Here is a 22,228-nt window from a genome sequence, read left to right as displayed (position 1 = left end):
CCTTTAGCACTTCCAAGTTTGACCATTTTAAATTAAGTAATGAGAAAATTAGTAATGATGTCAGCCCTGTTGCTGACGGGATGGAGTGTATTTGCACAATACACCATCAAAGGAACAGTAAAGGATGCTACCAATGGCGAGGTCTTGCAAGGCGTAAGCGTGGTGCTTTTCGAAACGACTTTCGGGCAGCCAACCAATGCCAAGGGTGAGTTTTCCTTTAATGACTTGAAGGCTGGTAAGTACAAACTTATCGCCTACATGGTTGGCTTTAAACGCTATGAAAATGTGATTGATCTTAACGGTAATTTAGATTTATCTATCGCGCTTGAAGTCAGTACTACCAGTTTAGATGATGTGATCGTAACTGGTACTCGGGCAACCGAGAAAACACCAACTACTTACACGAATGTGAGTGCCGAAGAGATTAGAAAACAGAACTTAGGACAAGATTTACCTTTTCTATTGAACTGGACGCCTTCTGTCGTAACGACCTCTGATGCCGGCGCTGGAATTGGCTATACAGGTATTAGAATTAGGGGTAGCGATCCGACCAGAATTAATGTCACAATTAATGGTATTCCGGTTAATGATTCCGAATCGCAGGGAGTTTTCTGGGTAAACACACCAGACTTTGCTACTTCTGCGGCAGATATTCAAGTACAACGAGGCGTGGGAACATCAACCAATGGCGCTGGAGCTTTTGGGGGTTCGATCAATATTTTGACCAATGGCCTAAGCCAAGAAGCAAGAGCTGAGGTGAATACGAGTGTAGGGTCATTCAATACCCAGAAATACAATGCGATATTTTCTACAGGATTACTAAAAGACAAATGGGCTTTTGAAGGTCGTTTATCACAGATTACATCTGACGGTTTTGTCGATAGAGCCTCTTCAGATCTACAATCCTATTACTTATCAGGGGGCTATTTTGGCAAAAACACGAGTGTTAAATTCATTACGTTTGGTGGTGCGGAGGTAACGTACCAGAGCTGGTATGGTACGCCTGAGGCTCGACTTAGAAATGATGCCGCAGGAATTGAGGCGGTTATCGCGAATAACGGATTTACACCTGCTCAAGCAGAAAACTTGAGGAATTCTGGCCGTAGCTATAACTTTTACGAGTATGACAATCAAGTGGATGACTACGGACAAGATCACTATCAATTGCACGTAAATCATAGTTTTAATAGCGAATGGAACTTAAATGTATCCGCTCACTATACTAAGGGTGCAGGGTTTTTCGAGGAGTTTCGCACAGGCGACGATTATTCAGATTATGGTTTCGACAACATTGTGTATCAAAGAGATACTTTGTCGAGTGACGGAGTAAATTCTGAATTTGGGTATTTCAACTCTGACTTTCTTAACAATTTTGAGAACGACCCAGAGTTTGTTTTTAATCCTGTCCTGAATAGTGCTGGAGATACATTAAGAGACGGAGCTAACAATGTAATCGTTGAGGCTATTGCTCAAAGAACTCAAACGGACTTGATTAGAAGAAGGTGGCTTGACAACGACTTTTACGGTATTGTCTATGACCTGAATTATTCTTCTGGAAAGATTGATGCGACGTTTGGGGGATCAATTAATGAGTACATCGGCGATCACTTTGGTGAAGTTATTTGGGCAAGGTTTGCTGGAGATAACGACATAAGAGAACGGTATTATGAGAGTCGTTCAGAGAAGTTTGATTTCAACTCTTACTTTAAGATGAACTATCAAGCTAATGGTAAACTAAATCTCTTTGGTGATTTACAATACCGAAGAGTCGATTACACCGGTGTAGGAATAGATAATGACCTTAGACCGATAGATTTTGATAGAGAATTTAACTTTTTCAATCCAAAACTTGGTGCAATCTATCAGCTGAACGGCTCGTCAAATCTTTATGCATCTTTTGCAGTGGGTAACAAGGAGCCAAATAGGTCTGATATTATAGATGCAGCCCCTGGAGTTAACCCAGAACACGAAACACTCAATAACCTAGAGATCGGCTATAAGCGTCAAACGGCTAACGGTGCTATTGAGATTAACGGTTATTTAATGGACTACAAAAATCAGTTGGTACTCACAGGAGAAGTAAATGACGTTGGTGCAGGAATTAGAACCAACGTACCTGATAGTTATCGAATGGGAATAGAACTTTCTGGTACCACCAGATTGACTAAAGGACTTTTCTGGTCTGGAAACGTGGCTTTTAGCCAAAATAGAATTCAATCTTTTGATGAAATCATATTCGATTTTGGGCCTGCATTTGACGAATTCAATGAGGTACGAACTACGTTTGAAGATACTGATATTAGTTTCTCGCCAAGCATAGTGGCTGGTAGCCAATTGGCCTTCAGACCGACTTTAGGTTTAGAAGTAAGCCTATTATCGAAATATGTGGGGGAGCAATTTTTGGATAACACTTCCAATGATAATCGTAAGATTGATGCCTTCTTCGTCAATGATTTACGGGTAAACTATAGTTTTACCACGGAGTTGATTAAGACGGTTTCTGTGAATTTATTGGTTAATAATATCCTTAATCACGAGTATGAGTCAAACGGATACACTTTCGGGTACTTCGGTGGAGCGAACTTTGAAGTCAGAGAGAATTACTTTTATCCGCAAGCTGGTACCAACTTCTTGTTGTCAGTAGGATTGTCATTTTAAACCTATTTAGAAAGAGTAGTTTTCCAATTAAAGGGAGGCTACTCTTTTTACTTTTTCTTCTCCCATTATACCCACCAGGCTATCTCAGGCTAATAATTATGCTTTTAGTTTTAACGTTGCCTCGATTTATGCAATCGTTTACAGAGATATTGAAACCCTTGTAAGAGTTTATGGCTACAGATTGTGGATATTCGTTCTAGTTGCCTAAAAATGACCCTTTAATACGTTTTTAGGCTAGTAATTAGGAGTTAGAAATATCTGATCCCGACAAAAAGAGCCATGAGGGAAACAGCAATTGGTATAGATATAGGAGGAACGTTCACCAAATTTGGTTTGAGCGACGTTGACGGAAACGTCTTAATGGAAGGCTCCATACCGACCTATACCCATTTAGAAATCAAACCTTTTTTAGACGCTTTGAGCACGGCCATCAACGATGGTCTGAATCAAGTTCACGAATCTTTCGAAATTTTGGGTATCGGTATCGGTGCACCAAACGGTAATTACTATAAAGGGACGATCGAACATGCACCTAACCTAAATTGGAAGGGTATAGTGCCATTTATCGATATGTTCAAGGCCTATTATGATTTACCGATGGTCTTGACAAACGATGCGAATGCTGCGGCTATTGGTGAAAAAGTTTTCGGAGGGGCGAAGGATTTGAACGACTTTATAGTCGTGACTTTAGGAACAGGCTTAGGGTCTGGACTTGTGACTAGAGGAAAGCTTATTTATGGCCACGATGGGTTAGCAGGAGAACTTGGGCATACCAACGTTTACCCTGATGGTAGAGAATGTAACTGCGGTAAACGTGGATGTTTGGAGACTTATGCTTCCGCTTCGGGTATCAAAAGAACTGTCTTTAAACTCTTGGCTACCAATAACGATGAAACGCCGCTACGTTCTTATACCTATGAATCGCTTACGGCAAAAAAGATTACTGAAATGGCACTGGCGGGCGATCCTATCGCACTGGAGGCTTATGAGTACACTTCAGATATTCTTGGATTAAAACTCGCAGACGCAGCAGCAGTGACAAGCCCAGAAGCTATATTCCTTTTTGGCGGCTTGGCAAAAGCAGGAGATATTTTGGTAAAACCTACAATGAAATCTTTCAACGAATATCTTTATCCTGGCTATAAGGGTAAGATTAACATTCGCTTGTCAGAATTAATGGATAGAAATGCAGCCGTTTTAGGTGCAAGTGCGCTTGTTTGGAGCGAAATTGTGCAAAATGGGGCAATTCAAGTGCCACAACAGGCACGTGCCATTTAGTTATGTCATCACACCATATTGTAAGAGACGAGCAGGAACCTGCACTTCTAATTGACGATGCTACTTCGCTAAGCACTGAGTTTATCGATTTACTGCTGGAGTGGAGCCCAACTATTATTGTCACAAAATATGCCTTAAATGAGGTTTTGACTTGGGGCATCAAAATAGATGTTGTCGTTGCTCAGTTTGATGATATTGAGGAATTAAAACCCAAGCTTAAACCTCAATCACCTGTCCAATTGTTAGGTTTTGAGTCTCCCGACTTATTGAGTTGCGCCTATATATTTTTAAACGACCAAAAGCATACAGCTGTAAATGTGGTAGCTAAACTCTATGATTCTCGCGCCTTAGATTTGGCTAAAGAATACATAGAAACAATCGACACCGTCATTTATTACAATGATAAAAAGTGGGTTTTTGAACCTCATGGGAAATTTGAAAAGTGGGTAACGGCTGGGCGTTTATTTGGGATACATCCAGTTGCTCAAAATACTTTCTTTAGTTCAGAGGGATTTTTTGCAGACTGGCAAAACGAGATTTTACTAGAACCGATAGAATTAACCTCTCAGGTTAGCGGAAAAGTAAAGCTCTGGACAAATAATAAACCGCTCTGGGTTGTAGAAGATGTGCAGACGGATATTTATCACTGAAATAAAAATAGTCAGCCCATTTAAGAGCTGACCATGGCATAATTCGACAGTAGATTTTGTGCTACATATATCGAGTTGGGATGGCAATTTTTATTCTAACCCTTACTTCTTTGCCATCCTTTATGCCTCTTTTCCAAGGATAATAAGCTCTGATCTTTTCTAATATTTCATTGTGAAGCGTACCCATGAACTTATAAATCTTATCGATTTCTTCATTGTCCTCCTTAATGTCTGTGATTAAATTAAGTTCTGAAATGTTATTGCCTCCATTCACAACCAATACATAGTCAATGGTTTTTGGCAAGAGCGTTTTATCAATGTCTTTGGGGAGTTCAGCATCCAAGGCAATGGATTTTTCGAAATTCAAGAGTCCTCCGATCGGTTCTGGAAGTTTATCTACTTGGGAGGCCTCATAAATAGGTTGGTCTGAAATCATCTTTTTAGGGAGTGACTCATACATTACAATGTACTTGTTTTTGGTCTTTACAGCCTCTTCTCCAAATTTCACAAAGTCGTCAAACCCAAAGGAATATTTAGAGGTCAAATCTGACTTGAAGGTTATGTTCTTGAGCGTAGTATCCTGTTTGGCAATCCTAAAAATTTCTTCCTGCTCTGATTCTGTTAATCTATCAAAAAACAGTGTTTCTTGATCTGGTTGATATGCCGCTAAGTATTCTTGGTATCTATCGTTGGCTAAATATCGAAAGGAAATCACTTTGCCAGGGTTATCGGCTTTGAGCTTATTAAGTATCTTTTCATGTTTGACGGTAAGCTTATTAAAGTACAAAAAGCTAAATGCACCTCTGCTCATTTTTTCGGCGACTTTTGCCCGAGCTTGTTCCTCAGTTTCCTGCCCGTGTAGTGCATTTATGCTACCAATTGTTAGCGTTAGCAGTACTAAAAATAGGGTGGACGACACCGTTTTGGCAAAGCGTGTTTTTTTACGTTTCATGATTTTCAGTCTTTTCGAGAGTGTGGAAACAAGGGCGAAAGAATGTCCTAAAGACATGGCATTTGCATTAACACTCACAGATAAAAGTGCCTTTGCGTAGGTATTAAAGTCAGTGAATTTAAGCACATGCCGATCGGCAAGGGCTTCATGATTTCCCTTGAGTTCCTTTTGGAACAAATGTATAATCGGGTTGTACCATAGCAGGCACTGAGAAATACCACAGAAAACCATGTCTAAAGAGTGACCTTGGGTTAAATGTGCGCTTTCGTGTTTTTCTATGATGTCCCAAATCTCTTGGTCATAATCTGTTCCTTGAGGAACAAAAATCCATTTCCAGAAAGAAAAAGGGTATTTAATGTTTTTATGCGTTATAACATTGCTTTGAATATCCCTTCGACGAGCACCCATATAGTACCAATAGGCAAGTCTGAATAACTCAATAAGCATTAGGGTAAGTGAGGCCAAAAGACCGATGGCGTAAATGGTGATCAGAATCTCTGGCCAATAGATTGTTGATTTGGTAGTAGGAGCCAATTCCACTATTGTATTTTCAAATGGAGGATCTAGTGCAGGTTTTTGATTAGAAAGAGGCTGAATTTCAGGGATAGAAACATGTAATGGGTGCTGTTCGCTAATTGGAATTTCAATTTTCAATAGCGGAATCACCGAAGCTATAACAAGGCTCAGGAGTAGCACTGTTCTACGAAACTGAAAACGTGTATTATTTCTAAAAAGCAGCCAGTAGCTTCCATAGATCAAGGTAAAGAATAAGCTTACCTTAAGGCTCCAAATAAATAGATCGGTTAGCATTAGTCCTCCTCTTTTTTCTCTTCCAGAATTCTAATAATAGCATCTAGCTCGTTAATGTCTAGCTTTTCACGATCGGCAAAGAAAGAAACGACTCGACTTAGTGATCCTTCAAAATACTTCCCCATCACATTGGACATGGCAAAGTCACTATACTTGGCTTTGCTAATTAGCGGGTAATATCTTTTGCTGTTACCGAGCATTTCATTGGCCACAAATCCTTTTTGTTCCAATACCGAAAGCACAGTGGCTACGGTAGTATAGCTCGGTTTGTCAGCATGAAACTGCTCTAGTATTTCTCTTGTAAAAGCCTTTTCAAGCCCCCAGAGAATTTGCATCACCTTTTCTTCTGCCTTAGTCAGTTCTTTCATAAGGATTAAATTATGTCTACTATAAATATAGTAGAAAAACTATACAGATAGTAGAACTTCTAATAAAATAGTAGAAATCAAGGTCAGAAGTGACTTAAAAGAAGCTTAAGAGTTCTTTGGCTAGTAAGCTACCGTCTACTTTTTCGATAGGGTGTTTTGTATTGGGCAATTCAAAATAACTTGCCGCTGAAATGCCTCTTGCAGCATTTTGTGATTCTTCCGCCGCTACCATTGTGTCCTGATCGCCTCTCATAATGCGCACATCACATTCTATTTTTTCTAACTGAGCTGAACTTAAAAGAGGGAAATCTCCAAGTTCTACCATCATTTGGGCCGTTTTTATGACTAGTTCATCCCATTTATAGCCGTGTGTCTTGATTAAATAATCGGTATAGGCTGGAATTTTTTCTTTCATGACTTCAGGCTCCAGGCGAGAAGATTCTAAAGCTGCGCTTTGCGGATTCCAATTGAATTTAGTACCCAGCGTAGCAATTTTACCGATTAAACTGGGTTGGGTTGATGCCAGAAAAAGTGCCACATAACCTCCCATGCTGTACCCAAATATTTTGGGTTTGATCAAGTTGTTTTCCCTGATAAATTCAGATAATTCATCGGCAAAGACTTCAATACCAAAGCCTTTACTAGAAAACTCGGCCTTCCCATGCCCGGAAAAGTTGAAACTGTAAATATCAAAATGAAGCTCCATGGCGTTCTTTAGACCCTCAAGCGTCGTTATTCCTCCGATTGCTCCATGAAGTAGTATTAAGGGCTCTTTCATCGTATTAACTTGATTTTTGTGCGCTTATCATTCTATCCTTTCCCTGAAGATCTTTTTTCAACGTAACTGCTGAATAACCCAGGTCTACCAATAGTTTTTGTGTCTTGAGGCCATAATTCTCATGAATCTCGAAATAGAGATGGCCACCTTTTTTCAAACCAAAGAGCGACTTTTCGGCAATGTTTCGATAGAATAGCAAGGGATCGTTATCAGGCACGAAAAGCGCTATCTCCGGTTCATGAGCAGTTACGTTTTCATGCATATTCGATTTCTCCATTTGAGGTATATAAGGCGGGTTGCTCACAATAATGTCATATTCACCTTGTTTCAAATCCTCTTGAAGAATATCGTGACTTTCGAAGTTAACTTCGGCACGCAGATTTTTGGCATTTTTTAGGGCAAGCTCCAAAGCTTCTAAGGACACATCAAAACCAGTGCAAGAGCTATTCGCTAAGGCAAGTTTAAGGCTAATAGGTATACAACCAGTACCAGTACCGATGTCTAGAATGACTGGATTAGGAGTTAGGCTACCTTTAATGATCCAGTCTACGAGTTCCTCAGTTTCTGGCCGAGGAATTAATGCATTGGCGTTGGTTTCAAATTTATGGTTAAGGAAATATGTAAAACCTACTACATGCTGATAAGGTACGCCTTTTGATAAAGCGTTAAGGTCATTTTCAAACTGAGCCGCTAGAAAGGTTATTTCTTTGTTGAGGGTTAAATCAATGGCATTAACATCATGGCGATCGAGCAAATAATGCTTGGCTATGGACAGACTCTCCCGATCTCCATAAATGGCTTCTAATCGCTCTTGAATTTCTAATAAAAGGTTTTTTGATTTCGCCTTTTGCATCACACAAAATAAGTGAATTAATTCCCGCCTTTGCCTAACTTGCAAGGCCAATTATCTACATGGACAAGATAAAATACATGCGCAGGGCTCTTGAGCTCGCTGAACTTGGTCGAGGGACTACCAGTCCTAATCCGATGGTGGGGTGTGTCATTGTGCATAATGACCAGATTATCGGAGAAGGTTTTACCCAACCTTATGGACAAGCGCATGCAGAAGTAATGGCTATAAGAAGTGTGGAAAATGAAAAGATATTGCCTGAGGCAACTGCTTTCGTTACCCTCGAACCGTGCTCCCACCATGGAAAGACTCCACCTTGTGCCGATTTACTCATAAGTAAAGGTCTAAAACAAGTCGTCATCGGTACGGTAGATAATAATCCTTTGGTCGGTGGGCAAGGCATCGCGAAAATGAAAGAAGCCGGAATAGCGGTTGAGGTTGGGATACTGGAAGAGGAATGTAGGGCGATGAACATCAGGTTTTTTACGGCCCTTGAAAAGAAAAGGCCTTATGTGATTTTAAAATGGGCACAAACTGCCGATGGTTTCGTAGCCCGCGATAACTTTGATTCTAAATGGATTAGCGGTTCTGCATCTCGCGCATTAGTACATCAATGGCGAGCGCATGAAGACGCCATTATGGTGGGTACGAACACCGCTAAATATGATAACCCCAGATTGAATGTTAGGGGCTGGGAGGGCAAAGATCCTGTCCGTGTGGTCATAGATAAGAAATTGCAGCTTTCTAAAGACCTGAATCTATTTGATGGCCAACAGCCAACACTGGTTTATAATGAATTAGAGGATCACGAGGCCACTAACCTATCCTACATCAAAGTGGATAGTTCGGACTACGTCAACTTTATATTGAGGGATTTGAACGATAGAAAAATTCAATCGATAATCATAGAAGGTGGAAGTGGGTTGTTAGACTCGTTTATCAACCTTAACCTTTGGGACGAAGCTCGTGTTTTTACCGCACCGAAGACCTTTACATCGGGTATAAAGGCACCGATCATTAATAGAAAGAGTTTTAAAACGATACCCATCGAAGAAGATACTTTGGATTTTTACCGAAACTCGGAACCTTCTGAATTACTAAAAAGTTAGCTTAAACATTATGGCAGAAGAATTAATCATTAAGGATAGCGGGACTAAAGCAGAGAAATACGAAACGCTAATTCCGCAAATAGAAGCGCTTGTAACAGGCGAGCCTGATTTAACGGCTAACCTAGCAAATATTGCTGCTGCGCTTAAGTACGGGATGGACTTTTTCTGGGTAGGGTTTTATCTAGTAAAAGAAGATCAACTTGTGCTTGGGCCTTTTCAAGGACCTATTGCTTGTACCAGAATTATGAAGGGAAAGGGTGTTTGTGGTACAAGTTGGGATCAGGGAGAAACTATTTTAGTGGATAATGTTGATGAGTTCCCTGGTCATATTGCGTGTAGTTCTGATTCCAAATCGGAAATTGTATTGCCTGCTTTCAAAGATGGGAAAGTCGAGTTAATTCTAGACGTTGATTCTGATGCCCTAAATGATTTCGATGATATTGATCGAGCACATTTAGAACGATTAATGAGAATAGTAGAAAAACTAATCTAATTCCGCAATTACTGTCTGACCACCAACCGTTTTTTGGCCTTTTTGAACGTTTATTTTTGTTCCAACAGGTAGAAATAAGTCTACCCGTGAGCCAAATTTGATAAAGCCGAATTCTTTACCCTGAATCACGCTTTGGTTTTCATCTATGTACCATTTAATCCGCCTTGCGGCAGCTCCTGCAATCTGCCTCACCAAGATTTCTACACCTTTATGAATTTCATAGACGACGGATGTTCGCTCATTTTCGGTGCTTGATTTGGGGTGCCAAGCAAATAGGTATTTTCCAGGGTGATATTTGAAATACTTGATGAGTCCTGTGACTGGGTTTCGGTTCACATGAACATTTAAAGGAGACATGAATATTGAAACCTGAATTCGTTCCTCACCTTTAAAGTATTCATTTTCGGGTGTGTTTTCTACCACTACCACTTTTCCATCGGCTGGTGCGATGACCAACTTATCGTTGAGTACCGTTTTTCGCTTGGGATTGCGGAAGAATTGTAAGAAGAAAAGGAAAACAAGGGATTCGAATCCAATGACAGCCCAAAATACTTCTTGTGAAACTTCTACGAGATAAAGAAGGCCAGTTAAGGAAGCTATTAGAACAAGAAAGAGTACTAATAATAGTACTCTTCCCTCTTTATGAATTTTAATCATTAGTCTCTATTAGTAGCCACCTCTGAACTTGTAAGTCTCGGAGACTTTGTCAATCGCCACAATATAAGCAGCAATTCGCATAGGTACTTTATATTTTAGAGATGCTCCATAAACTTTATCGAAGGCATCTTTCATAATCCTGTCCGATCTTCTGTTTACACGCTCTCTGGTCCATTTGTAACCTAGCCTGTTTTGTACCCATTCAAAGTAAGAAACGGTCACCCCCCCTGCGTTAGCCAGAATATCTGGGGCTACCATTATTCCTTTTTTATTGATAATGTCATCTGCCTCAGCAGAAGTAGGCCCATTGGCACCCTCAACAATCAGTTTTGCTTTCACATTGTCGACATTACCTGAATGGATAACATCTTCTACGGCTGCTGGTACTAAAACGTCTACATCAAGTGTAAGTAGCTCGTTCGGATCTTCCATTAATTCCGCACCATCGAAGCCTTCAAGAGTCCCGTTATTAGAATTTCTATAATCGATAGCACTTCGGATATCAATGCCATTGTCGTTATGGTAAGCTCCTGAAATATCACTGATTGCCGTAATACTACAACCGCGCTCAGTTAGGAGTAGAGCAGCATAAGAACCTACATTACCGAACCCTTGCACAGCTATAGAAGCGTGATAAGGGTTGATTTTCAATTTTTCCATGGCTGCAAGCGCGGAAACCATCACTCCACGGCCAGTTGCTTCAACTCTTCCCAAAGAACCACCTAATACAAGAGGCTTTCCAGTTACAACAGCGTTAACTGTCGTTCCCATGGACCTGGAGTATTCATCCATCATCCAAGCCATTTCTCTAGGACCAGTTCCCATGTCTGGAGCAGGAATGTCTCTGTCAGGTCCAAATACACCTGTCATTGACTGCGTGTAAGCTCTGGTTAACCTTTCGATTTCACCAGCAGACATTTCTCTAGGATTACACTTAATGCCACCTTTAGCACCTCCATAAGGAATATCGACTACCGCACATTTCCAAGTCATCCAAGCAGCAAGAGCTTTAACCTCGTCTATATTAACATCCATCGCATAGCGAACACCGCCTTTAGAGGGACCTAAAATATTCGAATGGATCACACGGTGACCTTCAAATACTTTGATAGACCCGTCGTCCATGGTGACAGGAAGTGAAACAGAAACTTGTTTGGAGGGAGATTTTAAAACGTTGTAAACTTGCTCGTCTAAACCTAGTGCTTCAGTCGCAATATTAAATCTAGACATCATTGACTCGAAAGGATTTGCCTTGTCCTTTATCGGAGCCGGTTCAATGTAACCCATAGGGAACTTATTGTTGATTTAAGTCTGAGCCAAAATTAAGTATTTTTTTATCTAATTATCTACTATACAAACGATTTCAATTTCAGTTAATACAGCTTCCTATTGATCACTTTACTTATTAATTGACTAAGTGTTTAACTGATAGAAGGATAAGATGTTTCACTGGATGATCAGTAGATAGATAAAAGCGAAAGGTAGTGCTAAAATTAGTCCATCAAAACGATCTAAAAATCCTCCATGACCTGGTAAAGTACTCCCAGAATCTTTGATCGCTAATTTCCTTTTAAAATAAGATTCTACAAGGTCGCCAATAGTACCAAAAACGCTAACGACCACTGCAAGACCAATCCACTCAATACTACTTAACTGATCGAAGTATATCCCAAAAATTGCAAGTATACCGATCGCTGTAAACAGGCCGCCAATGGCTCCTTCCCAAGTCTTATTGGGCGATATGCTTTCGTAAAGTTTTGTTTTCCCGATGCTTTTTCCAGTAAAATATGCCCCAGTATCGTTTGCCCATTGAGCGAATAAAATACCTAAGATTAACTGGTAACTAAAGGTGCCATCTATAAAAGCGATCGGTATGACTAGGCAAAAAGGTATGGCTATATAGAGTACGCCCAAAATGGAAAGTCCAACTGAATTTGCCTTGTTCTGTTTGTCACTTCTCAAGAGCGGAAGTATAAATAGGGAGCCAATCATAACAGGAATTGCGTATAAATATTCCTTGATCAAATCATCTGTCCAGTTGGCAAAAGTGAGTAAATAAAGTACTAACCCGAGTATTAGCCCCCATATTCTAAAAGGTCGGGCACCACTTGATTTCAACAACCCATAAAATTCGTTCAACGCTAGAATCGCGATTAGTAGAAATACAAGAGCAAATGATCTATAGTCATAAACGATCGCTCCGATAATAATAGCTACTCCAATAAGTGCGGTAATTGCGCGAGTGGCTAAATTATTCATTATCGAAATTTATTTCTTCAGAGATAATCTTTATAGCCGGCATTACTGAATCCGGGTTTACCATTACGGTGACCATCCCAAGTTTATAGGCATGATCTTGCTTATTAAAAACGATAGCTTGAAGCCCAGAATTCACCAATATATCTTTCACTATTTCAGCTTGATGCCAACTAGGACTCTTAAATACGGTTTGCCAGCTACTCAATAGTCTCTTTTTGTTTAATGTAGTGATTTCTAAAGAAGAACATAAAAGCAAAAAAGATCAACGAACCACCGATCTGCAGCCCAATCGGAAAGGCCTCTGTATCATCTAAGTTTGGAGCGGTATCATCTACTTGTGAATAATAGACCGCAATTACGGCAAACCCATTATTTGCGATATGAGAGATGATTGGATACCAAATATTGCCAGACCAAAAGTAGAGATATCCGAAAACGGCTCCCAGTAGCATACGTGGCACTAAACCATAAAATTGTAAATGAATGGCACCGAAAATAAAGGCTGAAACCCAAATGGCAACATGGGCATTTTTTGTCCAGCGGTGTAAACTATTCTGTAAGACACCTCTAAAAAGAAGCTCTTCTCCAATTCCAGGTAATATGGCGATCACTACAAAACCGAATAGGAACTGTGTGAAATTTTGAAAGTTGGTGAATTTTTCTGTCGACTCTGCCAGCTGATCTTCTAGATCGCGCGCCCAATCTTCAAAGCCAGACATAAATTCTGGGAACTTGATATTGGCATTCCACTCGATGAAATATGCGTTTAAGAATAGAAAACAGAATGTACCAACTACGGTAGCCAAAACAAGTGGCAACTGTACCCCACTTTCGTTTGATAAAGCATTGAGATTTTTACGAGCAATAGCCCTTATGTACACATATGGCGTGATAAACGTAAAGAATAGGGTATATGAAGCTTGTGTAGTGAGAACCTCTCCTAATCCTAAATAGTCATATAAAGCGTTTGGATTTTCTGTTAATACTTCAGCCGGCGCACCATTAATGAGCGCAAAGACTATTGCGGCTATTGCACCAACGAATTGGCCAACAAAAAAGCCAATCATTACGAAGCCCAGCACGATTAAAAAAGAGGATAATTCAGTTCTTCCTCCTGTAAGGTCTATTCCCTTGTCGATTCTCGCCATAATCGCGTAAATTTACGCGAATTTTCGAATAGGGTTTGGTTAAGATAGGAAACATAGAGCTGGGAGACTTCCCATTATTATTAGCACCGATGGAAGATGTGAGTGATCCTCCATTTAGAGCGGTATGCAAAGAAAACGGTGCTGATTTGATGTATACAGAATTTATTTCTTCAGAAGGGCTGATCAGGAATGCGCACAAGAGTGTCCAGAAACTGGATATTTATGATTATGAGCGCCCGATTGGGATTCAGATTTTTGGAGATAAAATAGAATCTATGCGTCAAGCAGCGGAAATCGCTGAGGGAGCAAACCCGGAAATAGTAGATATAAACTACGGCTGCCCAGTGAAAAAGGTAGCATGCAAAGGTGCTGGTGCTGGAATTTTGTTGGATTTACCCAAAATGCAACAAATGACAGATGAAATAGTGAAGCAAGTTAGCCTACCAGTGACTGTGAAGACGCGATTGGGTTGGGATGATAGCACCATCCAAATTGTTGAGGTGGCGAAAAGATTGCAGGATGTAGGTATCCAAGCTTTATCGATACATGGCCGTACGCGACAGCAGATGTATAAAGGTGAGGCAGATTGGACAATGATTAGGGAAGTGAAAAATCACCCTGACATACATATACCAATTTTTGGTAATGGTGATATAGATTCACCTCAAAAGGCACTAGAGTATAAGAATACCTATGGGGTAGATGGCATCATGATCGGACGTGCTTCCATTGGATATCCGTGGATATTTAATGAAATAAAGCATTTCATGAACACGGGTGAGACTCTTGCACCACCTTCGCTCACAGAAAGAGTAGCGGTGGCAAAAAAGCACCTTTCTTTCAGTTTAGAGTGGAAGGGTGAGCGCCAAGGTATCTTTGAAATGAGAAGGCATTACACGAATTATTTCAGAGGATTCCGTGATTTCAAACCTTATAGAACCAAACTTGTAGAGTCACAAAATCCGCAAGAAATTTTTGATCTACTCGATGAAATCTCAGTGGTTTTCGACGGAGTGAACGCTTTGGTTTAATTTCTTGTTGGCTAAGGACAATTGAAATATTGCTGTCACATTTTTTCGACTAATCATGAAAAACACTAGGGTTCTTGCTTGGACAATTCTTATCATTTTGGCCCTTGTGTGGGGTTCATCTTTTATTTTGATCAAGCGAGGTTTAGCGGTTTATAATGCGGGAGAAGTTGGTGCACTGAGAATTTTAGCGGCTTGTATATTTCTGCTTCCGTTGAGTGTCCCTAAACTCAGAAAACTATCCAAAAGACACATCAAATTACTATTTGGCATTGGACTACTCGGTAGCTTTATTCCAGCATTTCTTTTTGCACTTGGTCAAACCCAATTAGATAGTGGTGTTACTGGAGTTATGAATGGTTTGACACCGATTTTCGTTTTGATTGTCGGTGCGGTGTTCTTCAAGCAGAAGTTTCAAAAAACGATGTATTTGGGCATATTTCTGGCCTTTTTAGGGACTGCCATACTGCTGACCGCAGGGAGCAATGCCGGTTTGTCCAGCTTTAATATCTATGCAGTTTTCATAGTGTTGGCCACCATGTGTTATGGCCTAAATTTGAATTTCATCAAATATTATCTGGCCGATTTGAATGCAGTAGTCATCACGGGAGTCAGTATTTTGCTTGTGGGACCTTTAGCAGCAGCTTATCTGTTTTTTGGCACCGATTTTACGACCAAACTCTCAACAACACCCGGTGCTTGGGATGCGCTAGGGTATATCAGTTTACTCGGTGTTATGAGTACATCCATTGCTCTGATATTATTCAATCGACTAGTTCAGATCACCACGCCAATTTTCACTAGCATGGTGACATACCTAATTCCTATTGTAGCCATAGCATGGGGTTTATTGGATGGAGAAACGCTTACTTCCGGTCAGATAGGCGGTATGGGCGCAATACTGCTAGGAGTTTTTATAACGAACAGAAAAAAGAAAGCTAGTTGAGCTTGAAAGTAGCTACCAGAGGATAGTGATCTGAAGGGTAAAGCTGCTTACTTTTCCACCGATCTATTTTAAAATCGACTAAAGATAAATTCGGCGAGTTTTCGTAGAAAATATAATCTATTCTTGAACAGTGGCTGCCACCATTCCAGCCGTGAAATGTGCAGCCTTCAAGTTCGTCACCAGTATAAGTATCATCGAAAAATTCCTTTACTCTAGAGATGATATTGTCTTCCACTCGGGTATTAAAATCACCGAGTAATATCTTCGGCATTTCTTCTGACTCGGTCATTAGTTTTCTTAGAATTAGCTCTACACTCCTAATGCGACTATTATTAGATTGACGATCGAGGTGAGTGTTCAAGATTTTGACTTGTTTGCCAGTGGCTATGTTCTCAAAAACAACCATTGTGCTGATTCTCGGGAGAGTATTCCCCCAACTTTTAGAAGCCGGTTGGCTAGGTGTATTCGATAGCCAGAAAGTTTCGTGATCTATAAGTTTCCATTTTTTCTTGTTGTAGAAAATGGCATTCGATTCCCCAGCGCCATCTTTTTCTGTTCTAGATCTATAAACTACGTCTAATTGCGGCACTTGATCTAGAATTTGCTCTATCTGTAAGGGCAATGCTTCCTGTGTAGCAATAATGCCATCGCGATATTTTTTAAATATGCTGAAAACTCGATCACGACGACTTTTCCATTTATTAACACCATCTCCAGGAGTACCGTAACGAATGTTAAAGGACACTACTTCCACAGTTTCTTGGGCTTGACTTTGAGGCCCAAGGATTATTAGAAAGAAAAGTATGGATGTGAATAATAGACGCACGCTCAAAAATGCAAAATTAACCCTTCTTATTCAACCAGTTAAGACTTGATTTTGATAGTGACAAGGTTTTAGAATGCTTTTGAGGTATGGAAAGGCCAGCTTACAAAGCTTAGGTTTGGCTATCTCTCCTTTTTCTATTGATCAGTTCGAATCCAATTCCCATCGCGATGCCGACACTTGCTCCTATAGCAATGTTATCTATAGCGACACCAATCCCGACACCTATGGCTATGCCAGTACCAATACTGCCGAAACCCCTTCGCCTAGGGTAAGATTCCTCTTCTTCTTCTGATTTGTTTTTTTCTGCCGATGACATAAACGCTGTTCAATTTAGTCAATTAAGCAGCGACTTGATTTAGACTGGCCTTAATTCTTTTAAGTTGGACCAAATGCCTTTCCGCATGACCGATAACAAACCTATAGGCATCGCCTAGTCTTAGCTTTACCAATGGGCCTAAAGCGGTATTGATTTTTATGCTATTCAAGTTGTATTCGGCTGAACGTTCAATTAATGCCCCAAATTCCTCGTATAGCGTAAAAAACTCATTCACAACAATTTCAGGATTCAATATCTGAACAGGGTTCATGGAGCTGAACGTGCGCATTGGACGAGAAACCTCCCCATTAGGCTTAGGGGAGATCATTTTAGTAAACATATCTCCTTTCCAATGAGACTTAAAATTTGGGGCAGGTACCTTGTGCCGACCCGAGTCAAGAGCCTCCTTAATGTTCTTATTGTAAACCTCTATCGCAAAAGACATATGCTTTAAGCATTGTAGAATGCTCCACTTATTGATGTTCTCAGGCATATTGAGGCTTCTTTCATCAACGTCTTCCAGTAACGATCTGACCTCATAGAGCAAGTTATCGACGCCTTTTTTTGAATTAGATATGTGTTCTTTTGATGTTATGACCATGATATTTCAGTTTGTACTCCAAAGTTCTAAATTGTTTTTCTCTCGCAAATTGATCTGTATCAAGAAATTAATCTCTTACCCTTTTTCTCATCCTAGAAAATGTTTCCGGGGTCATACCTAAATAGGAAGCTAAGTGTTTCTGGGGGATCATTTGCAACACATGAGGGCTCTGTTTTATTAATCGACTATATCTTTCTTCTGCCGTATCGGCTAGAATGCTTTTCGTAAATATACCGAAGCCCACAAGCACTTTTTGATAAAATAATCTCATCCACCGCTCCATTAACTTATGTTCGTCCAGCAGCAACATCAAGTCACTGTAAGTAATTTTTAACCCGCGAGTATCAGTAATTGATTCGAGTGTCCAAGTAGAAGGTTGTTGCGTAATAAATGAGTCGTAAACCCCACTGTATTCTCCATCATACGAAAAGCCCATATTATATTCCACGCCTTCTTTCAAAAAGTACCCCCGAACCAAGCCTTTATGGATATAGTAAAAATAAGGCTCAACTTGCCCCACTTTAGTAATGATGGAGTTTTTCTCTGTCTCGAAATGAGTCCATGGGGCTACAAATTTCGAGATATCGGATTCCGAAGGGGAAATGTAATTGTAAAATGATTGTTTCAGTCCGTCGACTAGCTCATCCATATTGTAAGGTAAAAAGGCTTTGATTCAATTTGAATCTAGTGAAAAGAATAACTTTTAGTACGGCTTAAAAGAATGAGAGTTTTATTGCAAAGCCGATCGCCGTGAACATCACGAAATATCGAACGTATTTCTCCTCTATTTTGGTACTCCATCGGCTTGTTAACCAGCCTCCAAAGGAACTTCCCACAGCTAAGGCAAGGCCCAGTTCCCAATTAATTAAATCGTTGTAGATAAAAATACCGATCGACGCGATCGTGTAAATAGGCACGATAATTACCTTAATGATATTGGTTTTGAGTAAAGAAAATCTGTTGACAAATGTTAGCGCGGCCATGATAAGATAGCCAACGCCGGCCTGGATGAAGCCGCCATAAATTCCGATAAAAAAGAAAGTGATCAGACCGATGATTTGTGTTTTTCGATCCGTTCTTTCTTCTACCGAGGCTGTATTCTTTTTTCCGAAAAGCATATAAGCTACAATAAGGACGATAACGCCTGCGAGGATTTTGTTGAATGTTTCTCCTTTAACCTCAATGGCAATGTAAGACCCCAAGATGGCCCCAAAAAAAGCGGCGATTCCCAGACCAATGCCATACCGATCGATTGTGGCACCTTTACTTCTAAAGCCTTGAATAGCGAAAATCCCATTGAAAAAAATCCCAATCCTATTCGTGGCATTGGCTACAACGGGAGGGAGGCCCATAAATATTAAAATGGGAAGTGTTAGCAGTGATCCGCCACCTGCAAGCGTGTTGATTACTCCAGCCAAGAGGCCGATACCGAAAAGAATAAGTAAATCTAAAAGGTCCAAAGTTTTAGTTGTCCCAGCGCCAATCTCCACCGATTTGGAGCTTTAATTTTAAACCATTCCCCTCTAAAAATGCCTTGGTTTCAGCATCAGACAATCTTTTTGCAGGAATGGTCTCGGCGTTGGCCAATGCATACAGCATCATTGATGAAAACCTGACGTTATTACGTATGTGCTCTTCATTGACAAGGTTAAAATCATCGCAATCTGAGTGATAGCAACCGTAAATCGATCTGTCTAGGTTGGAGTTTGGCGCAACATAAGGCACTCCTTGGATCATAAACGACTGATGATCGCTATGCAATCCCGCACTATTCCTATTCGAGTTTTTGAAAGCCACAGAATCTATCGCTTTTATCTGAGAACCTACTTCAGCAAAGAAAGCCTCTGCTTCTGGTCTTCCTCCAGCGTTAAACCCAACCGGATTACCCGACATGTCTTGGTTCATGACATACTTTATTTGATCAATTGAGCCATCTTTCAATGCGGCGTCTACATAAGCCCGCGATCCAAGTAGGCCTTGTTCCTCGCCCATAAACATGATAAACTCAACGGTTCTTTTGGGCTTCAAATTCAATGCCTTGAACGTTCGGGCCATATCTAGCACGGCGAAAGAACCAATCCCATTGTCAATTGCCCCTGATGCAAGGTCCCAAGAATCCAAGTGCCCACCGACTATGATCTTTTCGTTCGGAAACTCAGAGCCTTCTATAGTGGCAATTACATTTCGTGCTTTAATCTGGTCAGAAGTGTTTGTCATTTGAATTTTTGCTCGCTTTCGTTGATTTTTCAACTCCTCTTTGAGCGCTAAGCCATCTTCTTTACCAATACAAACAGCAGGAATTTCGATGAGTCCTCCGGTGACCGATGCGGTGCCTGTAAGTAAAACACCACCATCAACTTGGTTAATAATGATGATTCCTTTTGCACCATTTTCAGTAGCGAGTGCTGTTTTTTCAGAACGGTGGAGGTTAGAAGTCCCCTTTGGTGAGTTTGGTAGTATACCGATATAAACAAGCGCTATTTTGCCTTTTACCGCATTAGGCTTTGCCGCATAATCGGCTTCCAAACCATTACCCATATCAACGATTTCGAGCTCAACATTGGCAGATACTGGAGAGTGGGCAAGGCTTACAGCTGAGTAAGTTTCTAAACCGTTTTTATTGAGGTCTCCAATTTGCACCTCAATATCTCCACGCATCCAAGTCTCTACTTCAAACGGGGCATATTTAGTATTTTCAAAGCCATATGACTTTAAAAGGTTGTAGGTGAACTCCTCCGCTTTGGCGCCATTTGCTGATCCTGTTAAGCGATGGCCTATTGTAGCGGTAGCTTCTTTCAGTGTCTCATAAGCCTTGGAATTGGCGAGCACCTCTTGGTTGATCTTTTCGAAAACAGTACTTAAAGGCTGGTTTTGCGTGGTGGATGCTAAAAGCAAAATACCAAATAGAGCAGTTACTAATAATGGTTTCTTCATGAGTCGGATTCAAACTTTTAATATAAAAAGAAAAAGCAGCTGTTGAGCTGCTTTAATATTGATTCCTTGAATGATTACCTATTGTGTGTCTTTTACTCGAAGTGTTAAGAATCCTGACAATATCATAGATACCCCACCTACTACTAGTATTAATACTGTTTGACCACCTAGAAAAGTATTTAAAATGAAGCCTAACAATGACGCTGCTACAATTTGTGGTATCACCACAAAAAAGTTAAAAACACCCATGTAGTAACCCATTTTATCAGACGGAAGTGCTCCAGACAGGATGGCATATGGTACGGAAAGGATACTGGCCCAAGCTATTCCCACGCCAATCATACTGAGCCATAGCATTTGGGGTTCTGAAATGAAATAAATTGAAATTAGACCAATTCCCCCACAACAAAGCGCAATGAGATGGGTCATTTTTCGACTCGTTTTCCTAGCAATTAGAGGAATAAAAATGGCAGCGATAGCGGCAATTCCATTATAGCCACCAAAAAGGTTGCTGACCATATTGGCCCCCTCATTATAGGCTGCACTAGCTGTATCTGTAGTTCCATAAATGTGCGAGGTGACAGCTGGCGTACAGAAAATCCACATTGAAAATAGGGCAAACCATGAAAAGAACTGAACAACTGCCAATTGAATCATAGTATTTGGCATTGAGTTAAAGTCTTTGACAATATGTACGAGCGCTGTGGAGGTTTTCTTTACATGAACCAATCGACTGCCCAACAAATGAATTAATCCAAAGAAGGCAAAGCCACCGCCTAGGATGTGGAGTTTCACATCGATTTCCATGAAGTAGACGAAAAGCGAAAATGCGATACCAATACTGAGAAGAATTAAACCCACGCGATTGAATTTGGCAACATAAGTTCCTTCTTCGCTAGCATCCATTGCGGGTACATCGTGGTGCTCATCTTCTTCCGGTGGGTACTCTTTTGTGGTGAAAACCGTCCATAGTACCGTGATCAGGTACATAATACCACCAACATAAAAAGCATACTTGACTGAAGGAGGAATCCCGCCGTCGGGATCGGTATTTGGAATGTTAAACCAGTTGGTAAAAATCCAAGGCATGAAAGAGGCCACTAAAGCACCAATACCAATAAAAAAGCTTTGCATGGCAAAACCAGAAGTCCGTTGCTCGTCGGGAAGTAAGTCACCAACAAAAGCACGAAAAGGCTCCATAGTAACGTTGATGGAGGCATCCATTATCCATAAAACACCAACTGCCATCCATAATGTATGAGAGTTAGGCATTAGAAATAGGGCTATAGTGGCTGCAATTGCTCCAAAGGCAAAGTAAGGCCGTCGTCTTCCCCATTTGGGGCTCCAAGTCCGATCAGAATAATAACCGATAATTGGCTGCATAATTAACCCAGTAATGGGGGCTGCGAGCCAATAAACAGCCAAGTTTTCGGTGTCTGCACCTAAGGTTTCAAATATTCTGGAGGTATTGGCATTTTGCAGTGCAAAGCCCATTTGTATACCCAGAAATCCGAAACTCATGTTCCAGATTTGTAAAAAACTAAGACGAGGCTTCTTATTCATATGG

Annotated in this window: 23 protein-coding genes; 7 read left to right on the top strand and 16 right to left on the bottom strand. The window is 40.6% G+C overall.

All coding sequences use genetic code 11. From position 1 onward, the window contains the following. Positions 1-39: 39 nt before the first annotated feature. From BFP71_RS06985 to BFP71_RS06975, 3 genes are all read left to right on the top strand, one after another. Complete coding sequence (locus BFP71_RS06985; protein ID WP_069834773.1) at positions 40-2,658, top strand: TonB-dependent receptor; 2,619 nt, start codon at positions 40-42, stop codon at positions 2,656-2,658. 279 nt (positions 2,659-2,937) lie between these two features. Then, complete coding sequence (locus BFP71_RS06980; RefSeq protein WP_069834772.1) at positions 2,938-3,936, top strand: ROK family protein; 999 nt, start codon at positions 2,938-2,940, stop codon at positions 3,934-3,936. 2 nt (positions 3,937-3,938) lie between these two features. Continuing rightward, complete coding sequence (locus BFP71_RS06975; protein WP_069834771.1) at positions 3,939-4,586, top strand: hypothetical protein; 648 nt, start codon at positions 3,939-3,941, stop codon at positions 4,584-4,586. A gap of 61 nt (positions 4,587-4,647) precedes the next feature. Here the strand turns inward: BFP71_RS06975 and BFP71_RS06970 are convergent, their stop codons facing one another. The 4 genes from BFP71_RS06970 to prmC all read right to left on the bottom strand — a co-directional run bounded on the left by BFP71_RS06970 (position 4,648) and on the right by prmC (position 8,347). After that, complete coding sequence (locus BFP71_RS06970) at positions 4,648-6,348, bottom strand: M56 family metallopeptidase (protein ID WP_069834770.1); 1,701 nt, start codon at positions 6,346-6,348, stop codon at positions 4,648-4,650. Further along, positions 6,348-6,716: a BlaI/MecI/CopY family transcriptional regulator gene (locus BFP71_RS06965; RefSeq protein ID WP_069834769.1), complete on the bottom strand. Its 369-nt coding sequence runs from the start codon at positions 6,714-6,716 to the stop codon at positions 6,348-6,350. The genes BFP71_RS06970 and BFP71_RS06965 overlap by 1 nt, the downstream gene beginning before the upstream one ends. A 94-nt stretch (positions 6,717-6,810) precedes the next feature. After that, positions 6,811-7,494, bottom strand: a complete 684-nt coding sequence (locus BFP71_RS06960; protein WP_069834768.1) for an alpha/beta fold hydrolase — start codon at positions 7,492-7,494, stop codon at positions 6,811-6,813. A gap of 4 nt (positions 7,495-7,498) precedes the next feature. Continuing rightward, positions 7,499-8,347, bottom strand: coding sequence for a peptide chain release factor N(5)-glutamine methyltransferase (gene prmC / locus BFP71_RS06955; RefSeq protein ID WP_069834767.1), 849 nt, complete (start codon positions 8,345-8,347; stop codon positions 7,499-7,501). Between the two features lie 59 nt (positions 8,348-8,406). On the opposite strand from prmC, the gene ribD reads away from it, so the two are divergent. Both ribD and BFP71_RS06945 read left to right on the top strand, forming a co-directional pair. Beyond that, entirely contained in the window at positions 8,407-9,453 is a 1,047-nt protein-coding gene (gene ribD / locus BFP71_RS06950; protein WP_069834766.1) for a bifunctional diaminohydroxyphosphoribosylaminopyrimidine deaminase/5-amino-6-(5-phosphoribosylamino)uracil reductase RibD, read from the top strand. Positions 9,454-9,463: 10 nt separating this feature from the next. Next, entirely contained in the window at positions 9,464-9,946 is a 483-nt protein-coding gene (locus tag BFP71_RS06945; protein ID WP_069834765.1) for a GAF domain-containing protein, read from the top strand. Here the strand turns inward: BFP71_RS06945 and BFP71_RS06940 are convergent. The 5 genes from BFP71_RS06940 to BFP71_RS06920 all read right to left on the bottom strand — a co-directional run bounded on the left by BFP71_RS06940 (position 9,938) and on the right by BFP71_RS06920 (position 14,010). Beyond that, on the bottom strand, positions 9,938-10,600 hold the full coding sequence (locus BFP71_RS06940; protein ID WP_069834895.1) for a phosphatidylserine decarboxylase family protein: 663 nt from the start codon (positions 10,598-10,600) through the stop codon (positions 9,938-9,940). The genes BFP71_RS06945 and BFP71_RS06940 overlap by 9 nt on opposite strands. A 12-nt stretch (positions 10,601-10,612) precedes the next feature. After that, positions 10,613-11,890 (bottom strand): Glu/Leu/Phe/Val family dehydrogenase, encoded by a 1,278-nt coding sequence (locus tag BFP71_RS06935; RefSeq protein WP_069834764.1) that lies wholly within the window; start codon positions 11,888-11,890, stop codon positions 10,613-10,615. Between the two features lie 159 nt (positions 11,891-12,049). Beyond that, positions 12,050-12,862: a phosphatidate cytidylyltransferase gene (locus BFP71_RS06930; protein WP_069834763.1), complete on the bottom strand. Its 813-nt coding sequence runs from the start codon at positions 12,860-12,862 to the stop codon at positions 12,050-12,052. After that, on the bottom strand, positions 12,855-13,067 hold the full coding sequence (locus tag BFP71_RS06925) for a hypothetical protein (RefSeq protein WP_069834762.1): 213 nt from the start codon (positions 13,065-13,067) through the stop codon (positions 12,855-12,857). The genes BFP71_RS06930 and BFP71_RS06925 overlap by 8 nt, the downstream gene beginning before the upstream one ends. Next, positions 13,060-14,010: a CPBP family intramembrane glutamic endopeptidase gene (locus BFP71_RS06920; RefSeq protein WP_069834761.1), complete on the bottom strand. Its 951-nt coding sequence runs from the start codon at positions 14,008-14,010 to the stop codon at positions 13,060-13,062. Before BFP71_RS06920 ends, BFP71_RS06925 begins: the two co-directional genes overlap by 8 nt. Before the next feature lie 35 nt (positions 14,011-14,045). On the opposite strand from BFP71_RS06920, the gene dusB reads away from it, so the two are divergent. Both dusB and BFP71_RS06910 read left to right on the top strand, forming a co-directional pair. Further along, complete coding sequence (gene dusB / locus BFP71_RS06915; protein ID WP_069834760.1) at positions 14,046-15,041, top strand: tRNA dihydrouridine synthase DusB; 996 nt, start codon at positions 14,046-14,048, stop codon at positions 15,039-15,041. Positions 15,042-15,096: 55 nt separating this feature from the next. Further along, the gene (locus BFP71_RS06910; RefSeq protein WP_069834759.1) at positions 15,097-15,984 is read left to right on the top strand and encodes a DMT family transporter; all 888 of its coding nucleotides are present in this window, start codon (positions 15,097-15,099) and stop codon (positions 15,982-15,984) included. Here the strand turns inward: BFP71_RS06910 and BFP71_RS06905 are convergent. The 7 genes from BFP71_RS06905 to BFP71_RS06875 form a co-directional block, all read right to left on the bottom strand. Continuing rightward, on the bottom strand, positions 15,977-16,810 hold the full coding sequence (locus BFP71_RS06905) for an endonuclease/exonuclease/phosphatase family protein (RefSeq protein ID WP_069834758.1): 834 nt from the start codon (positions 16,808-16,810) through the stop codon (positions 15,977-15,979). The two genes, BFP71_RS06910 and BFP71_RS06905, sit on opposite strands and share 8 nt — an antisense overlap. Before the next feature lie 109 nt (positions 16,811-16,919). Further along, positions 16,920-17,126 (bottom strand): hypothetical protein, encoded by a 207-nt coding sequence (locus BFP71_RS06900; protein WP_069834757.1) that lies wholly within the window; start codon positions 17,124-17,126, stop codon positions 16,920-16,922. Between the two features lie 22 nt (positions 17,127-17,148). Then, positions 17,149-17,727 (bottom strand): DinB family protein, encoded by a 579-nt coding sequence (locus tag BFP71_RS06895; RefSeq protein ID WP_069834756.1) that lies wholly within the window; start codon positions 17,725-17,727, stop codon positions 17,149-17,151. Positions 17,728-17,794: 67 nt separating this feature from the next. Beyond that, entirely contained in the window at positions 17,795-18,376 is a 582-nt protein-coding gene (locus BFP71_RS06890) for a Crp/Fnr family transcriptional regulator (RefSeq protein WP_069834755.1), read from the bottom strand. Between the two features lie 64 nt (positions 18,377-18,440). Continuing rightward, positions 18,441-19,187: a sulfite exporter TauE/SafE family protein gene (locus tag BFP71_RS06885; protein WP_069834894.1), complete on the bottom strand. Its 747-nt coding sequence runs from the start codon at positions 19,185-19,187 to the stop codon at positions 18,441-18,443. Between the two features lie 4 nt (positions 19,188-19,191). Then, positions 19,192-20,661, bottom strand: a complete 1,470-nt coding sequence (locus BFP71_RS06880; RefSeq protein WP_069834754.1) for a M20/M25/M40 family metallo-hydrolase — start codon at positions 20,659-20,661, stop codon at positions 19,192-19,194. Positions 20,662-20,739: 78 nt separating this feature from the next. Next, the gene (locus BFP71_RS06875) at positions 20,740-22,224 is read right to left on the bottom strand and encodes an MFS transporter (protein WP_069834753.1); all 1,485 of its coding nucleotides are present in this window, start codon (positions 22,222-22,224) and stop codon (positions 20,740-20,742) included. Positions 22,225-22,228 lie beyond the last annotated feature (4 nt).

Origin of the sequence: Roseivirga misakiensis, from assembly GCF_001747105.1 — a bacterium.
Classification (GTDB): domain Bacteria; phylum Bacteroidota; class Bacteroidia; order Cytophagales; family Cyclobacteriaceae; genus Roseivirga; species Roseivirga misakiensis.
Note: the sequence above shows the minus strand (reverse complement) of the source record. Positions and strands in the feature narration are given on the sequence as shown.

Coding starts and splice junctions, on each gene's coding strand:
- BFP71_RS06985 (WP_069834773.1), top strand. CDS start 40: ATGAGAAAATTAGTAATGATGTCAGCCCTGTTGCTGACGGGATGGAGT.
- BFP71_RS06980 (WP_069834772.1), top strand. CDS start 2,938: ATGAGGGAAACAGCAATTGGTATAGATATAGGAGGAACGTTCACCAAA.
- BFP71_RS06975 (WP_069834771.1), top strand. CDS start 3,939: ATGTCATCACACCATATTGTAAGAGACGAGCAGGAACCTGCACTTCTA.
- BFP71_RS06970 (WP_069834770.1), bottom strand. CDS start 6,348: ATGCTAACCGATCTATTTATTTGGAGCCTTAAGGTAAGCTTATTCTTT.
- BFP71_RS06965 (WP_069834769.1), bottom strand. CDS start 6,716: ATGAAAGAACTGACTAAGGCAGAAGAAAAGGTGATGCAAATTCTCTGG.
- BFP71_RS06960 (WP_069834768.1), bottom strand. CDS start 7,494: ATGAAAGAGCCCTTAATACTACTTCATGGAGCAATCGGAGGAATAACG.
- prmC (WP_069834767.1), bottom strand. CDS start 8,347: ATGCAAAAGGCGAAATCAAAAAACCTTTTATTAGAAATTCAAGAGCGA.
- ribD (WP_069834766.1), top strand. CDS start 8,407: ATGGACAAGATAAAATACATGCGCAGGGCTCTTGAGCTCGCTGAACTT.
- BFP71_RS06945 (WP_069834765.1), top strand. CDS start 9,464: ATGGCAGAAGAATTAATCATTAAGGATAGCGGGACTAAAGCAGAGAAA.
- BFP71_RS06935 (WP_069834764.1), bottom strand. CDS start 11,890: ATGGGTTACATTGAACCGGCTCCGATAAAGGACAAGGCAAATCCTTTC.
- BFP71_RS06930 (WP_069834763.1), bottom strand. CDS start 12,862: ATGAATAATTTAGCCACTCGCGCAATTACCGCACTTATTGGAGTAGCT.
- BFP71_RS06920 (WP_069834761.1), bottom strand. CDS start 14,010: ATGGCGAGAATCGACAAGGGAATAGACCTTACAGGAGGAAGAACTGAA.
- BFP71_RS06910 (WP_069834759.1), top strand. CDS start 15,097: ATGAAAAACACTAGGGTTCTTGCTTGGACAATTCTTATCATTTTGGCC.
- BFP71_RS06900 (WP_069834757.1), bottom strand. CDS start 17,126: ATGTCATCGGCAGAAAAAAACAAATCAGAAGAAGAAGAGGAATCTTAC.
- BFP71_RS06895 (WP_069834756.1), bottom strand. CDS start 17,727: ATGGTCATAACATCAAAAGAACACATATCTAATTCAAAAAAAGGCGTC.
- BFP71_RS06890 (WP_069834755.1), bottom strand. CDS start 18,376: ATGGATGAGCTAGTCGACGGACTGAAACAATCATTTTACAATTACATT.
- BFP71_RS06880 (WP_069834754.1), bottom strand. CDS start 20,661: ATGAAGAAACCATTATTAGTAACTGCTCTATTTGGTATTTTGCTTTTA.
- BFP71_RS06875 (WP_069834753.1), bottom strand. CDS start 22,224: ATGAATAAGAAGCCTCGTCTTAGTTTTTTACAAATCTGGAACATGAGT.